Annotated in this window: 5 protein-coding genes; 4 read left to right on the top strand and 1 reads right to left on the bottom strand. The window is 45.8% G+C overall.

Annotated features, from left to right (window positions below; all coding sequences use genetic code 11):
- Positions 1 to 222: 222 nt before the first annotated feature.
- The 4 genes from ACQKC9_RS00560 (at position 223) to ACQKC9_RS00575 (ending at position 15,122) form a co-directional block, all read left to right on the top strand.
- Entirely contained in the window at positions 223 to 3,645 is a 3,423-nt protein-coding gene (locus ACQKC9_RS00560; protein ID WP_427620111.1) for a hypothetical protein, read from the top strand.
- Positions 3,646 to 3,747: 102 nt separating this feature from the next.
- Entirely contained in the window at positions 3,748 to 11,460 is a 7,713-nt protein-coding gene (locus ACQKC9_RS00565) for a HEAT repeat domain-containing protein (RefSeq protein ID WP_427620112.1), read from the top strand.
- The gene (locus ACQKC9_RS00570) at positions 11,457 to 13,679 is read left to right on the top strand and encodes a hypothetical protein (RefSeq protein ID WP_427620113.1); all 2,223 of its coding nucleotides are present in this window, start codon (positions 11,457 to 11,459) and stop codon (positions 13,677 to 13,679) included. The genes ACQKC9_RS00565 and ACQKC9_RS00570 overlap by 4 nt, the downstream gene beginning before the upstream one ends.
- Before the next feature lie 3 nt (positions 13,680 to 13,682).
- A complete protein-coding gene (locus ACQKC9_RS00575; RefSeq protein WP_427620114.1) occupies positions 13,683 to 15,122 on the top strand; it encodes a reverse transcriptase family protein in 1,440 nt (479 codons plus the stop codon).
- A gap of 94 nt (positions 15,123 to 15,216) precedes the next feature.
- On the opposite strand, the gene uvrA is transcribed toward ACQKC9_RS00575, so the two are convergent.
- Complete coding sequence (gene uvrA / locus ACQKC9_RS00580) at positions 15,217 to 17,784, bottom strand: excinuclease ABC subunit UvrA (RefSeq protein WP_427620115.1); 2,568 nt, start codon at positions 17,782 to 17,784, stop codon at positions 15,217 to 15,219.
- Between the last annotated feature and the right edge of the window lie 5 nt (positions 17,785 to 17,789).

The raw sequence follows: 17,789 nt of genomic DNA on the forward strand, positions 1-17,789 counted from the left end.
CCCTCACCGTAAACGGTGAAACGCTAAATCTCACAACTCGTTAAGTTTGCCTCATCACAGTTATTATTGTCAATATATAATTGCAAATAAAATCATGCGCGACGCTATATGTCGCAGTCCATATATTTCCTTACAAAAGTCCTTGATATTTTCTGTGAAACGCGCTTTCATAATGCTACAAAATTACGCGCACCGACAAAATAAAAATTAAGGCAAATTTCTATGAGTCTGTCCTTCGCACAAATTCAGCAAGCTTGGCAAGCCCAAGATCCTAGCTTGGTTGATAAGTTATGTTTATTAGCAACACAAGTTGATGATATTCCTGAGTCGCCCATCCCTGAGCATGAGCTTACTTTTGATCGGTTTTTAGATAAGATATTTAGTCATCAATTTCGGGAGCAACACCCCGAAGTACAGTTTGCAGAGCGCGTGGCAATGACTGCCAAACTGGAAGCAGACGAAGGCGTTTACCCTCTCCCAGATCGCTACAAAATTCACATAATACTGACCGCACTGTGGGAAGATGGCAGCGCGTATTCTAGAACTATTTTAAAACAAGCCATTACAGCTTTGCCAGTCAGCTACGGTGTGTGGAAGGGTTTAAAGCGTATTTATAAGCAAGCTGAATTTTCTCAAGATTATGAGATTTTTGGACAAATAGCTGCCAAGATTGATTTACAGCGTTTCAATCAAACCGCCAACTCTGCGGTCAGCCTAGCCACCAAAACCTATATGAGCCTTAGAGCATGGCGTTATCTGCGGCAGTTGGGTCAGCAGATGCCAATTGGCTATATTGATGCTGCTGTCTCTATACTCGCCAGCTATGACGAAACCATGACGGCAGGAGGCCTTGAACAAACGAACAGCTGGGTACTTAATCATATCTGCTTCCATAACAGCCTTGATTATGGCGTCAATCGATTCAGCAGTCGCTCACCTCGCAAGCTATTTGATGCTAAAGGTCGCGCGTTCTCTGAGGCGTGGCAACGAGACCCAGAACCACTTATCCAGCTATTGGCTATCGCCAAAAACGAGGCTATCAGACAGTTCGCAACCGATAGCCTAAAACACGACTTTAAGACCCAATTACGTGATGTGAGTGGTGAGACGCTACAATATTTATCTGCCGGACAAGCGCACAGCAAAGCGCGTGATGAGATGATAGTTTGGCTATTGGAAAACTCACCGCATTTTGAAAAGTCTAAATTTCAAACATTGGGCTTGCATCAAGTGGTACTGCAGCTACTCCATTCACACTATCCTGCCGCCTATCAATATGCGATTGGCTATGCCAAAAGCTACGCTCAAGACTTATCGCTCACTGAACTGATGCTACTGGCAATGTCAGATTATGAGCCTGTTAGAGCATTTGCTATCAACAATATCTTAAGTCGTGATCCTGTTGCTTATATCGGTGTCAACGGTTGGGGTCAGCTATTAGACACAGAGCATCACTATCAAACCGCGAGCAAACAACTTAGCAAACACTTTACAAGGCGCGATTTGACCCCTGAGTGGTTTTTTGAACGACTGACTAGCGGTAGAACACACAGCGTAAAGTTTGCGATAAAAAAACTGCCTGAGCTTTATAGTGCCAAAGAGCTAGGGACTGAATACTTTATTAGCGTTGCCCAGCAGCTTGACATACCAGAGCAACAGGACTTCTCTGCTCATAATGGTAGTTACTACAATGCTAGTGATTGCAATGACAGCTACTGCATGGACTTTACGTTGGACCAGCTCAGACGTTTGGATTTGAGCCAAGTAAATGCGGCAGTATGGCAAACACTGCTATTACATCCACTATCACAATCGACTATTACCGATTGGTTTGATGAAGATATACTGTCAGCCGCGACGCTTGATATGAGCTATTGGCATGCACTTGCCTATGAGCCTGACTGGCAAGTGAGTGAATATATTGAACAGTTAAAATCTGCTGATACTCCTACTAAAAACTGGCAAAAGCATTTGGCCTTTGATGAATATTTAGCAGAAACCGTGCGAAATTGGCTGTCTGATGTGCGTCGGTTTGCGCCGATAGATTTAGGTTTCGACTGGCTTATGAATCTTGCGCATAGCGATCAGGCACTCTATCGCGAATTTGCTATTGAGCGCATTAACAAAGGGTTCTTGCCTGCCGACTTTATCGCATATCTCGACAGCAATGAAGGCGACTCTACTGACAATGCTTCCAGTAACAGCACTGACAATCAAGACTCGAGTAGCGACGCTGCTACTGAAGTAGATTTAACCGGCCAACGCTATTTATTCACGGGCAAGATGCAAAGCATGACTCGTGGCGAGGCCGAAAAAGTTGTGAAAGCAGCTAATGGTGCCATCAGTGGTGCTGTTAATGGCAAGTTGGATTATCTAGTCATCGGTGATGATGGTTCACCGTTATATGGCAATGGCCGTAAAGGTAGCAAGCAAGTTAAAGCCGAAAGCTTAATCGCCGATGGTGCGCCGCTAAAGATTATTTCCGAAACTGCATTTTTACAGATGCTGAGTGGTCAATCGAGAGAGGTGTCTGAAGACGATACTTTTGCAGGTGCCAATGCACTGTGGCATATGGCAACAGATGACGCCACTGCACCCATCAGTGAGCTTGCGATCAGCTACCTCAGTCATCATCATGAACAGATCTGTATGGCACTGACAGACAGACCTGTCGATCCTGATGCGATTGTTCCTTCTTCGTTTTTTGATGCGGAGCGTGTCATTCCTTTGTTGCAACACTGTAACAGCCAGCTGCGAGCATTTGGCTTATTACTGAGTGAGTATGAGATGGCGACATGGCAACCGACGCCAGCCCTATGGCTGATGATGGCAGAATCTCCCTATACTGAGGTCACGAAACTGCTAAAGCGTGCGCTATTGGATAAGCCATCCGTTGCCAATCGACATTATCACGTTCAGTCAGCACAATTGAATGCTGGCATGTTGAATGCGTTGATTGAAAGCAAAGCGCGAGTCGCTCGCCAAATCGGTATCACCTTACTGCAGCGTCATGCCAATTTCCAAGATGTGCAGTCTTTATATCGATTGACCCAAAGCACAGACCGAGAAGTACGTTATGCCGCCGTGACCATGCTATGGAAACACTATAAGGCGCGTCACGCATCCCCAAACTGGCAACCAACCAGCACCGATAAAGATGTTGTCAAAAATACAGACAGCAGTAATCAACCAGTCATAACAGAGCAGTCAGATAGACGTTTGGCAAGCTTGCCTGCAGAAATCGATCAGCTACTAATGCTGCTACGCCGTGGTCTTTTTGAGCTACCACCTGGCCGTCTAGGTGGTTCGCAAGAGCCGGCTGCTAGTGACAGCAGTAAGCATAAACAACAACGCTGCTCAGATAAACGATCAGCATCATCACAGTCATATGAGGCAACTGAGTCAGATAGCAATATCACGCTAAAACCCATATCTGCGAGTCGTGCCAAATTGGCATTGATTGAGACCTTTCGTGATGTGGCATTAGCTGACAGCACCTTTGCAGCGCTCATTATGCCCACACTGTTCACCTTTACGCACTCTGCAGGCAAGATGGAGCGTCATGCGTGTTTGGTTGCCGTTACAAGGCTATTGCATCGCTATCCTGAGCTATCTAAAAATCTGCAGCCAGTGGCATCGGCTTAACGGCTTTGGCAAACAGATATAGATAAATAGCTACTAGCAAGCTTTTATATTCAAAAAAAGATACTCAAAAAAATATGACGTCACCTCAACTGAGATAACACCATGAAAACAATAACACTCCCCTATTGGGGTCAAATTATGGGCTTAGTCAGTAAGGCCAACAGTACCCAAGCGGCAACTCAAAAGACAACCAAGCAAGATGGGCGCAGTCTTTTTATTACTCGCCAGCAGCAAGCATCTGCTACGGTCTTATACGTCCTTGATCAACAAGGTGAACAATTTAGCTTATCGACAACTGCGCTGCCTTGTGCGATGCAAGCCATCACCAAAATAGATGACAGCACTATTATTATGATTGGTGATGATGGTCATCTTTATCAAACGGATTGGCAAGCCAAGAAAGTTAAGAAGACCAGTGCCAAATCCTTGCTCGATGTACCTAAAAATAACAACAATGCTATAGGCCATGCTGTAGCAATGGCACCACTACAAGATGCGTTGGCTATTCTATACCCAAAACATATCGTAGTATGGCCTTATCAGGAAAGCCAAGCCAGCAGTACTGTCATCATTGAACCTTATTCGTCTTCTATAGCAGCATCAAGTAAGGAGCCTGCATTAACCGCGCTAACAACGTCAAGTGATGGCTCGTGGCTCGTGGTGGCAGATAAAGCGGGAGATGTTAGTAGCTATCAATGGGCATCAGATGGTGCTCAGCTTAATCTAAGTAGCCGCAAACAGCTCCATCAAGGTAAAGTAAACGCGCTTTGTTTTGAGCCGGTCGGTCAATACTTCTTCTCAGCAGGTGCAGATAAGTGCTTGTACCGTACTCATGTCCAAGGCGACCTGCACCCTATTGATAGAGCCAAGTCTAGCCAACACAGTGAAATGATCACGGCGCTTTGTGTCTCAGACACACGGTTATTTACCGCAGCAGATGACAAGAGTGTTAAATCGTGGGCATTTGATAAAGGTCAACCAAACAGCTGTAAAGAGGATCTAACCAAGGCTCGACAGATCGTCTTATCTTCTTACGCTGAGCAACCAATGCTCATCGTAGTCAGTGCCGATCAGAGCCTACGTTTCATACCTATTGACCATACTAGAAGTGCGTCACAGAGTAGCACCTCACAAAATAGTACGGCACAAAACAGTAAGCTGCTGCCAGTTACTTATATCATTAAAGACGGCTATCAGAAAATCGGCCAGTTACTGACAGATACCTCAAACAATAACGATGTGTCGTTTAAAGAAGGCCTAGCGCTGCTACAGGCGCAAGCAGATAACCAAACGTTAGAACTGGTTAAAAAATTACTTGCTGATAGCGACACGCTCACGGCTAACCAAGCATTGCAATTGGTACAGTGGGTTGCGACTACTAATCTTGATAAAACTGCCCAGGTTTTAGAGCAGCAACTAAGCTCGGCGCACAGTGCAAAAGTACGTCTTGCTGCTTTTCATGCCTTGGCCGACCGCGCAAGTACGGCGAAGCGCCCGCTGCATTATCTAGAAGAAGCCTTTAAAAACCGTTACTACGAAGAAGTGGTGGCTTCTGCGTTACAAGGTTACCTAAAGGTTGCGATGAGGGATGCCACCAGCCAGCGCAGAATTTTACCTATTTTAAGAGAAGCGTTGTCACACAGTTTTGCGAATATTCGCAAGCAAGCATTGGCGTCCCTTGAGACTTTATTGCCAGAGAACAGTCCGCAAGCAGATTTGATGGCATTAGACTGCAATCAATCAGACATTGTCCAATCAGGGTTAATTCGCCTGTATCAGCGCGGTATGCTAAACCATCTTGAAGTCTCGCGTCAGTTGATGCTGCTACAGAATCATCGTAATACAGAGATTAGGCAAACGGCATTTTATGTCTCATTACTGTCTCAACCCAAGTTGATAGAGGTGTTGAAAAAGCAAGGTGACACACAAACATTGCGTACCCTGACTGATTTTGATGACTTTCGCTTACTGCGTGGCACGCTATTAGATAACGCTAGCAGCACAGCGACCAATGATAAGAGTGTTAAACCATCAGAATCCAATGAGACGATCCGTTTAACCTTATCTACGCAAGATTTTATCTCGCAAGCAGATAGTGCCCAAGCATCTAAGAGTAAGGCTAAAACGGCCAAATCCAAGAAGCCTGCTGCTGAATCTATAAATCTAAGCAATGACACGTTAGAACCCTTATTACAAAGCTTAAGCAATAGTCACGAAGATATCAGTTTCCGAGCGGCTTATGCGCTGGCTTGCCTACAAGACAAACGTGCGTTTGGCACCCTAATTAGTCTGATGAGCCATGATGACAGTGCCATCATCCGTGCTGGTGTCGCCACCGCGCTTGGTCATTTAAATATAGAAGACGCCAAAGCAGTCCTACCGACATTACTAGATGATAAGGACGCTGGCGTGCGACAAGTGGCTATGCAAGCCTATGGCAAATTGGCAGACAATGCATTGTCTTGGGCAGCGACGGGTTTTGCTTCTAAACATCAAGACATTCACGAGCAGTCTTTAGCACTGTTTTTAAAGCATGTTGCAGCAGATAGCTCAAATAGTGGTGATAACAGTGATAAAAGCGCTCATATGTCGTCAGAGATGACAGACATATTGCTACAGGCATTGAACAACCCTTTTACCAGTATTCGATTAGAAGTGGTTAAAGTTCTATTAAACCGCCAATTTAAGCAGTCATCTGACACTATTTCTAAAAACGTTTCTGATAGCGCTATCGTTGACATCATTGAGCTATTGCAGCAGAGCCTCTTTGAAGATGTGCATCAAGTGGCGATAGAAGAATGGCAACGACTGCTGCTAGCGATGAACTCGAAGCATAAAACAAATAAAGCCAATAACACTGAAGAAACGAATCACCAAAAGACCAATCAAGCTGTCCTGACCCTGTTCTTTGCGGATACGTTTGCCGCTATCCGTAAGCAAGCCTTTGACATCGCATTGAAACAGAGCAAAAACTTAGGGTTTGCTGACGTCATGTTAAATGCACTTGCCAGCCCTTATGCGGACACTAAGCAACTGGCCCTTACGACAGTGCAAGCCAGAGCCAATACGACTCAGCTGACACAACTGATGCCAGCTCTAGTGGCCATGTTCGCTGATGACAGTATTGAGCTACGTAAACAAGCTTTGACGGTCGCTTTGGCGCTGACAGACTTACAGTCTACTATTTTAGCGGATCACAGTAGCCTAGATGATAGTAGCGCCGATGATCAACCGAATCATCACGAAGCATTAATTACCGCGGCCCTCAACAGTCCTTATCCTGATATTCAGCTAACAGTCGCTCAACTGCTGGCCAGCCAATCTCGTTTATATGCTGACGAAGAACAGGCAAAGCGAAGTGATGAGCAAGCGTACCAAGTCTTTAAGCATTACTTAGATCTACCAATACCCTCTCAGGACAAAAAAAGTGAAACATATACTCAGTGGTACAGTCATGTAGGCCAAGCATTATTTGGTTTATCAAAGCTAGCTTATCCCTCAACATACAACGCGCTTAACTGGTACGATAAATATTTAAACCACCCTGACGCCGATTTTAAATCACTTGCTCCAACACTCACGCTCATGGTGACTGTAAACGATATTGATCTGCTGCTCAAATGGCAAAAAGATGAGAGCCCCATTATTTGCCATTGTGCCAATTTTGGTTTGGCTATCCTAGGTGATACGCGTGGGCAGGCTTTGTTGACTCATGATATTTATGGCAATATCGACAATAGCAATCTGGTAGCATCAAAAATGCCTGTTTATTGGCTTCAAGCGCAGCACGGTTTAGGTATTACACATGCACGACAATTACAGCCTTTGTTTGAGTCAGAGTCCTATGCAGTAGCAGCCAGACTGTTATTGATATTTAATGATTTACAGAATGGCTTGCAAGGTGGCAGGCAAGCTCCTGAAAAGACCGCTACCAGCACTGTCAGGCCCAATCGACTGATAGAAACATTAAGCTTTGCTGATAATGACACGGCAGTAGTCTACGCCAATATACTCGCTCGTTACCCGAATGACGTACAACGCCCTAGTAGTCAGCAAGCACTATCGTCAACGTGGCAGTACCTAAGTGATTATTTGTCACGTCAATTAGGCAGTATTTTATCTTCTCACTCTGAAGTCATTACGATGATGATAGATGCCATGCCAAACACGGCATATAAAGGTGGTGTTAAAGGACAGTCGCATAATACATCCTCTATCCGAGCAAGTATCCTGACAACCGTCAGTACCGAAAACTTACAACAGCTCGCCAACCTCAGTCGACATCAGCAGCCATTGGTACGCGCGCAAACCATTAGTGTCATTTGTAACTTATCTGAATTACTCGCCCATGACTACTATGACGATGAGGACGATGTTTTTGAGACATTACAAAAATGGCAACGCAGTTTGCAGGCATTGTTAAGTGCTCACCCAGTTACAGCCACAGTTGATGAGGTAGCAGGCGATACACAAACAGGCGATAGCTCTCCTACTGAACAACAAGACAGTCAGGAAGTACATTATCCATACCAGTCTCTTGCCTTTGGCGCTTGGATTGGCGTCATACGCGCAGGCGATGATTATTATGCTAATAGCAGCACCACAGACCAAGCCATTCGAGGGCTAATGTGGCTTGCTACTCAATCATCGCAGCTCAACACTAATAACGATGAGGACTGGCGAGACAGTACCAGTCGCGTGTTATTGCCATTACTCAACCACAGTAGTTTTGACACTCGTGAGTTGGCTTGGGCATGCTTGTATAAGCTGGACATGCCTGCCAAAAAGCTGGCTGACTATGCCATGAGCACGCCCTACCGTGACATGGTAAAACGCGGCTTGGATTTATTGTTAGATACCGTAAAGAACGATGCTATACAGCAGCAAAGCAAACCATCGGATACAGCTACTGTCAGTAGTAGCGCTGATCAACAACTCATTGATTTGTTAAAAACCAATAATCACACCTTAGCAGAAGAGACCTATCAGCTGCTAAAAGGTCGACTAGGCCATCTGCCAGCCAGCTTACTTGGGCTACAGTCTTATTGTCAGTCGCTACTGCCTCAGATCGTTGCTGAGTGGAAACAAGTCATTGTCACGCCCTTTGCAAACAGTCAATCGCCGTCAGCGCAGCGTCAAGACAAACTGACGTTTTTGCTGTATGCCGTGAAGAGTGATGATTGGAATGCAAAATATCAAGCACTGAGTCAACTGGTCGAGTTTCATGACGTACTCTTTGCAGACAGCACGCTATTTGATGACTTGTTTGATTTTGCTGAAGATGCTCAGTCCAGTAATGAGAAATACCGTAGCTGGCAGTTGCTTGTCGATGCACTTACGTCTTACCGATTCATTAATAAGAACACTTTAGGTGTTCGTTTAGAGGGCAGCTTTGATATTACGACTGCTGAACAGGTCGCTAATGAAGCGCACTTACGATTATTAGCCTTACTTGATGATCCAAATATCAACAAACCCAAACAAGTTATCTACTCAGATATCGCTGATCTACGTAACACGCATCTGGCTGCGCCATTACTACAGCGTTTAGAGAATCTGTTTGACCACACGCCAGAAAAAAATAAAGAAGAGCGTAAATATTTATTTGATACCTTAGTAAAAATCAGTGGTTACGATCAGCACATCGATGACTACCTAGATGAGCGTGAAGACACCCGTTGGTTACAACGTCAGCACCCTAGAAACTCGCAAGTCTTGTTGTCACTGTTTACTACGCTTATGACTCATAGTGATTATGCACATGCCGCGCAGCTATTACCGTCACTGGCATGGGTACAATCGGACGACAGCGATCTATCCTCACGCATTGATACTGTTTTAGCGCTAGCCTACGAGCAGATGCCAGCCAACCATACCTTTAAGTTGGTTGAAGCACTGGCATATCGAGCCAAAAAACGGCACGGCAGCATTGCTTCATTACAAAACGCTCTACGCAATAAAGACGCCGATGTGCAATTTGCGGCGGCTGAAGGACTGGCTAAGTGTGGTCACGCTGATGGAGTCAATATCTTGATGGCCACGATCGATTATAACCCTGATGCTGAGTTCCGCAGCTGCAGTGTGTTAGCCATTGGCGAGCTACTAGGCAGCAATAACAATCAAAATGTTGACTCGCCTAATGCTAGCTCACCTGCGGACAATGCCGATAAAAACTTACAGGTTTATACCTTATACAAAGCCTATGATAAGTTAATCAAACTGGCCGAGGACGACGAGCATTACCTGCAAGACGTGGCTAGCGAAGCCTTAGGTTGCCTTGCACAAGGTGGTGACTTTGAGCATAGTTCGCATATTTTTGAGCTATTAAAATCGCACTTGTCAGACCCCGCAGTCCATTTCACCAATCCCGCCATTGTTCATTGGTTAAATGGACTGCGCTGGCTCAACACAACGCCTGCTTGGGAACAAATCCGTAGCTATATTCGCACTCATATCGATAAAGCCATATTCTTCCGTCCGCAAAGGCATGCGGTATGGCTACTGCAGATGAATGATAACGATGCCAATAAAGCATTAATTTTAGATATCTTAAAGCAAAACAACCTAGATCGTGCTGTGCTCATGGTGGCTTATACTGCGGCACAGAAAACCTGGGGCAGTCTCGCATCGCAGATTTATCCTTATGATTGGGCAGCCATCCAAAGCCATAATAATGACTTTGTAGAAGAGACGGAGCGTTTGAGCCTAAAGCGTATTATTGATAATAGCAGCATCGATGAGCTGGCAACGTTCATCACGCCGCATGGTGAGCACTTGCCAGCCGATACCCTGATGGCACTGCAAAATGCCATTATAGCCAAGCAAGATATGCCAACATCGCAGCTTACCGCGTTGATTACCAGTAGTAACACACTGACACAGCATATTGGACTGTGCTATCTGACCCAATATCCGACCAGCTATCTTGATAAAGAGATGGTTGCGATGTTGCAGCAGCGTTTTGACACTGCAAGCGAGCAATGGCACACGCTTATCGATACCATCAACCGCAGTCCAACGACCATCAATAATAGTCAGTGGATTAGCATGGTTGAGCAAGTACGCACCACCATCTCGCAACTGGTGTGGTTAATCATGCGTCATGTTTCTATCACAACTGCTAAAGGTGCTGTCGATAAAGTAGCAGCCAAGCAGATCGCGGCAATGCTTGAGTGGCTCAATGATGCTCGTCAACCATTGATCATCACCTCTATTCCACTGCTCTCTACGACTATTAGCGGTTGGTGGCAGCAAGCGCTGTTAGCATTGCTGGCTAGACCTGTCGCTGAAGATAAGATGCTATCAAGCATCGTGCCAACGTTGAGCGTTGTCTCGACAGCAACTCAATCGCAGCTCACTTACGACAACCAATCCTTGCTAGGAACTGTGATTGCTCGTATTGAACAAAGCGGTACATCTACCCAAAAATCCATAATAACTGTAGTAAAGAATGCGCTGAAACATAAGGGCTCGTCTACCGAGATACCAATCAACCAACAGCTACTACAGTGGATCAGAGCAAAAGACGCTGACGTACTTTATCATTGTGCAAGTAATGACAACATGGAGATGACGGTTCGCATCCGTGCTATCGAAGCGCTTGGGCAGCTACATGATCCAAATATTGAACAATGGCTGACGACGCTCATGGCACATGAAAACTCAGACATTCAGAGACTTGCTTATAAAGTACTACGCCGCTGGCAACGTGCCATGATACGAGCACAGCAAAAGCGTCCGTCGTCATCTATCGCAGCACAAAGTAGTCAGGACAGCAGTCAAAAAAGCAATCAGGGTGAAGGAGACAGTCAATGACTATAGACAATCAATTAGACCAAGCATCAGAAACAGAGTCAGAAGTAGCAAACACTGATGGTCTGATGATGCAGTTGGACTACGCCGCACCCAGCCAAATCAGTCAAGTTAACGAACCGTCAGACTCACTGTCGGAGGCGCAAACGACCGAACACACTCAGCATGTGGCATTATTTGCTCAGCTGAATCGATCGGAGGTTAACTTCCACGGTAAGGTCAAGTCTCCCCTTGTTTTTCGTGACAGTTTGCTAGCGCTGTTTGATGTGGTCAGTAGTGATTATCGCTATGTACCAAAAGATCGCTCAGCGTATACGGTATTTATGCAGATGCGCCGTGCCAGCAGCAATAAAAACCTATTTACTGCGCAGCGTGATTATTTCACGTGGTTGTTCGACAATGACCCACTGGCTTTTTGTATTTTGGACCCGATTATTCAGGTGCATGAGCAAGGTGTCAGCTTTGAGGTATTTAGCCGTGATGAAGGCTGCTATGCTCAGTTGACATTGACCAATGAAATTTTTGAGCAAAGTCCTAAACCTACCCTTGGCACAACAAGCATTGATTATAGTGCGACTTTGTTTAACGGTATTGAGAAAATTCGCGATCATCAACAAACGATATTAGACATTGGTCATGAAGCGGTCGGCTTACAGTTACTCGAAACTATGCCAGAGACCGCTGAAGCAGATACTGATAGTACAGTAACTACGCCCACCGTAAAAAAACAGATCATAGAAAAGCGTATCAATGTGCCCAAAAGCTGGATCAGAGCGCTGCTACAAGTACAGTCTGCAGGTCAATTGCCACAAGACACCATCCATCTAGATCCAATCGCACTGTACAACGTGCTATTTGAGCTGCGCATGCATGCTGACATCAAAGGCAAACGCCGTGGACTATTAATTGAGCTTAGACCGCAGCAGCTGCCGGTGATTATATTAGAACCTTTTGACATCACTGTCACCAGCCAAGTTAGCCAACAGCAAAAGCCCTATCAAGGTCAACAAGCGAAGCTGATTCGCTTATGGGGTCGCCGTCGTCTCAGCCTATTAAAACGTCTGTTGCCACATACTGGCAGCGTTTCGGTGTCGCTACTGGGTCAAGGCATGCCAAGCTATTGGACACTAAAAGGTAAAGGCTTTCATTTCACCTTTGCCATAACAGGCTTTAGCCAAGCCAATTGGTCACAGTCGTTAAACTTTGACTTGTTACTACCCAAGCGCCCATTGCACAATACATTAGCTGCTAGTGAAGGGTTATCAGGCAGTAATAGTAACGACGATGATAATGGCTTGTCCGTATTGATTAAAACCCTGGCAAATACTCCTAGTACGATAGAAGATTTGGTAAAGTCGCTATCAGCAGATGCTTCATTAAAATCTGTGCCTATTTCTCACTCACAAGTGCAGCAATGGTTACTGTCAGGTACTCAGCAAGGCTTAATTCGCTATGAGATGGCGACGCAGCTGTATCACTACAGACCTTTGACCCAAGTGCCGCTTGATATGGTGCAGTTTGCTTACCACAATGAGGCAGAAAAACAGGCCTTTGATTTGATTAGCCGTACGGATGCCGTGCAGAAGTTCTCTGTTCAGACTGTCGCTGTCAAAGGTATTACTATTCGTGCAGATATTCATGTCGAAGAAGACAGACGCACTTATCACAGCCAGCTGCAATTAGGCGATGAAGGGCTAGTTACCAAGGCGGAATGCAGCTGTCCGCAGTACTTGCAGCATCGTCTCACTCATGGTGTGTGCGCGCATCTTATCGCGCTACGACTTCGATATAACCAATACGACCCAAATAACACCGGCAATGATAGCTGGCATGACACTCGTGTCTTGAGTAAACGCGTACCTAGCAAGCGCTTACATCAGCCTAAGAACAAACAAGAAAGCGTACAAGTAAAAGCAACCCATAGCTCGTTAATGACATTACCTGTTGCAACGACACTTGATTTGACGGCCTTAGCACAACCAACCGCCCAGTCACATGCAATTGCAAGCGATAAGACGCAAGCGTTAACCACACAAGAGACCGCTATTGCTTATGTTTACATCACCATTGCCCATAAGAAGATTACCATTGAACAAACAATAGGTGACAAGGATACGCGCCAGCAGCTGGTGTTCAATCAGCCTGCTCAAGCCAAAGCCGCATTTTTACAACATATTGCCAGATTTGAAGCCAAAGGCTTTATCGAAAACCAAGGGATGTAATGTATGAACACACAAACAGCCAACAATAACGATTACATCAGCCCTGATCCAGCACCCACTCCTTTTGAGCGACAGTGGCAGCAACTATGGCAAGATATTGAGCTGGCGGGCGGACGTTACCAATATGTTCAGCAGCAGCTAGTCAGTCAAGGCTTTATGGTCGATCGTCAACCTGTCGACAATATGAGCCCAAAAGAACGGGATCGCTATAAAAAAGCCTTAAAAAAGGAAGCAGCTGAAGAAAAAAGTCTCAAAAAAGCTGCTTGGCAAGCATACAAAGCGCATCACATGGTTTATCTTGGCCGGAAAGTATATTGGACGGACGATACCAGTACCGATAAATGGGATATCAAAGACGCGGCCAATCGGCTGATTGAAAACAAACTGCCACTGCTGCGTAAACATAATGAGTTAGCAGAAGCAGTTAACCTTACCATCCCGCAGTTAAAAGGATTGTGCTATCAAAGAGAGGTTGCCACCAATCTGTCTTATTCGCATTTTACTATTGCCAAACGCAATGGCACAGCGCGTCAAATATGGTCGCCGATACCACGTTTGAAGTTTGTGCAACGCTGGATTTTGCACAATATTTTGAATAACTTAACGACACATGGTGCCGCCCATGGCTTTGTACGTGGCAAATCCATCGTGACTAACGCAGCAGTACATAGCAATAGCGATCTGCTCATCAAGTTGGATGTCAAAGATTTTTTTCCTAGCGTGAGCTGGCGCCGTGTCAAAGGGGTCTTTCGTCATGCTGGCTACCCAGAGCAAATTTCGACATTACTGGCATTACTCTGTACGGAGTCGCCCAGACAAGTGGTACAGCAAGATGGCGTTACCTACTATGTGGCATTAGGTGATAGAGCCTTGCCACAAGGCGCGCCTACCAGTCCTGCATTAACAAACATCGTTTGCCTAAATCTTGATCGCCGCTTGACAGGGTTGGCAGAAAAGTTGGGGCTACGTTATAGCCGTTACGCCGATGACTTGACCTTTAGTGTTCCCGCTATTGAAGACACCAAACCCAAATCGAAGGCTAAAACAACGATTAAAGCCACGACCAGCATCGCAAAGAAACAAGCCGATACGCAGCACAATAAGCTAATCGGGCAACTGCTCGGCTCAGTCCATAAAATTTTACGCGAAGAAGGTTTTGCGCTGAATAACGACAAGACACGCGTGATTCGTAAAGGCAATCAGCAACAAGTGACAGGCATGGTGGTCAATGGACAAGGCATACCTAGAGTATCTCGTCAAATCAAAAAAATGTTGCGTGCAGCCGTTCATAAACTAGAGTCAGGTGGCAAATTACGCGCAGATGAGACTTTAAATACGCTGGCAGGATATGCCGCTTGGATAGCCTCGGCAGAGCCAGAATTGGGACATAGTTATCTAGATAGGATTGAGCGTTTGCAAGTGCAGCAAGAGACACCTGCATAGATATTTATTTATATTTATAAAAAATGAGTATTAGAAAAATTCTATTTCTAATACTCATTCAAGTGAAGCATATTAGCGCAGAATTATATTTTCATTAGACTGATAAGAACGGTGCGGTGCGACTGTCTTTTGATTGGGCAACGTCGTATGGCGTACCTTGAGCGACGATTACCCCGCCCGCATCCCCTGCCCCTGGCCCAATATCAATGATCCAGTCGCTATTGCTTGCCACCTGCATATCATGTTCAACCATGATGACAGTATTGCCCGCGTCGACAAGACCGTTCAGCTGCGTCATCAGCATAGACACGTCAGCAGGGTGTAGGCCAGTGGTTGGCTCATCCAATATGTATAGCGTGTCGCCTCGCTGCGTGCGTTGCAGCTCGGTAGCAAGTTTAATACGCTGTGCTTCGCCGCCTGATAATTCGGTGGCAGGCTGACCCAGACGTAAGTAACCAAGTCCAACTTGTAGCAATGCCTCTAATGCACGCAAAATAGGTGCTTCATCAACAAAAAACTCATGAGCCGCTTCAACCGTTAAGTTCAATACTTCAGCGATGTTTTTGTCTCGATAAGTGATTGCTAGTGTTTCCTCGTCATAGCGTTGACCATGACATACCTGACAAGGCGCATAGACACTTGGCAAAAACAACAGCTCAACACTGACAAACCCTAAACCTTCGCAATTTGGGCATCGGCCTTTAGTCGTATTAAATGAGAACCTGCCAGCATCATAGCCTTGCGCTTTTGCTTGCTTGGTCGCTGCAAACAGCTTGCGTACATCGTCAAACAAGCCCGTATAGGTTGCCAAGTTAGATCGCGGTGTACGACCAATTGCTTTTTGATTGATATTAATAAGCCGACGGACGTGCTCCATGCCAGCGAAGATCTCACCGCCAGTTACTGACTCAAGCTCCTGCTCAAGTAAATCTGCTTCACCAACAGGCGCTTCTGTAACTGTCTTCTGCCCCAACGCTTCATTGACAAGCTCTACCAATGCTTGGCTGACGAGACTTGATTTGCCTGAGCCTGAGACCCCTGTGACGCTGGTCATCACCCCAAGCGGAAACTCAACATCTAATCCTGTAATATTATTTCGCTCAATGTTGGCAAGCTTAAGCCAGGCTGCCGGCTGCCTTGTGTTAGATTTTGACTGTGCGTTAGACGTAGCATTGGCAAATAGATATTGACCAGTATGCGACTGCGTAACTTTACGAAGTCCATCTACAGGGCCACTATAGACAATCTCGCCACCATGCGTGCCTGCCTTTGGCCCGACATCGACTACCCAGTCGGCATGTCTGATGACACTCACATCATGCTCAACGACAAACACCGAATTACCAGTGGCAATCAGCTCATCCAACGCACCTAGCAATGCTTGAGTATCAGCAGGATGCAGACCTGCTGATGGCTCATCAAGGACATATACCACGCCAAACAACTGCGAGCGAATCTGGGTTGCCAGCCGTAGTCGCTGTAGCTCACCAGGAGAGAGAGTCGGTGTGGTACGCTCAAGCGAGAGATAGCCTAACCCTAACCTTGTCAGCGCTTCAACACGAGAGAGAATATCACTGGCGATACGCTGGGCGACGATGGCTTTTTCGCGGTTTGGTGTGTTATTGCCTACCTTAGTACGAGCGGTTGCTTCTAATTTTTCCGCCATTTCAGTCAATGTTAACTGTGATAGCTCACCGATATCGAGTCCTGCAAACTTAACCGATAGCGATTCTCTCTTTAGTTTCTTGCCATGACATTCAGGGCACTCAGATATCTGCATAAACTGCGAGACGCGTTTTTTGGTACGCGGGCTCTGAGTGGTAGCAAAAGAGTGCAAAATGAAGTTTTTGGCACTGGTAAAAGTACCCATATAGTTTGGCTTTTCGCCCTTCTCAATCGCATCGCGTGTTTGTTCGATGTTGTATTCAGGATAGACAGGTACCGTCGGTGTATCATCTGTAAACAAAATCCAATCACGTGTTTTTTTCGGCAGTGTGTGCCATGGTTTATCGATATCATAGCCCAATGTAGTCAATATACGGCTAAGATTTTGACCTTGCCACGCTGGTGGCCAAGCCGCAATCGCACGCTCACGGATGGTCTTGGTGTTGTCTGGCACTAGCAACTCTTCAGTAACTTCAAATACGCGGCCAATACCTGAGCAAGTCGGACAAGCGCCATCTGGGGTGTTGGGGGAAAATGCATCGGCATATAGTATTCCTTGACCTGCCGGATACTCTCCTGCGCGTGAGTAGAGCATACGCAGGCCATTGGATATCGTCGTCACGCTACCCACAGATGAGCGCACTGAAGGCGTACCCCGCTTCTGCTGCAAAGCAACGGCTGGTGGCAACCCCTCTATAGAATCAACATCTGGCTCATCGACCTGATCAATGAGCCGTCTTGCATAAGGGGATACCGAATCAAGATAGCGGCGTTGTGACTCGGCAAACAACGTACCAAATGCTAATGACGACTTTCCTGAGCCTGAGATACCGGTAAAGACCACCAAAGCATTGCGAGGTAAATCAACATCAACGTTCTTCAAATTGTGTACACGCGCGCCTCTGACCTGAATATTGTCTTGATCAGGGTTATAAAGGGCATTTTTTACTGTGTTTGTTTTACTTGTTTTTTCTTCTAATTTTTTTGGGTTCGCCATAGCGT

Origin of the sequence: Psychrobacter sp. NPDC078409, assembly GCF_050268505.1 — a bacterium.
Classification (GTDB): domain Bacteria; phylum Pseudomonadota; class Gammaproteobacteria; order Pseudomonadales; family Moraxellaceae; genus Psychrobacter.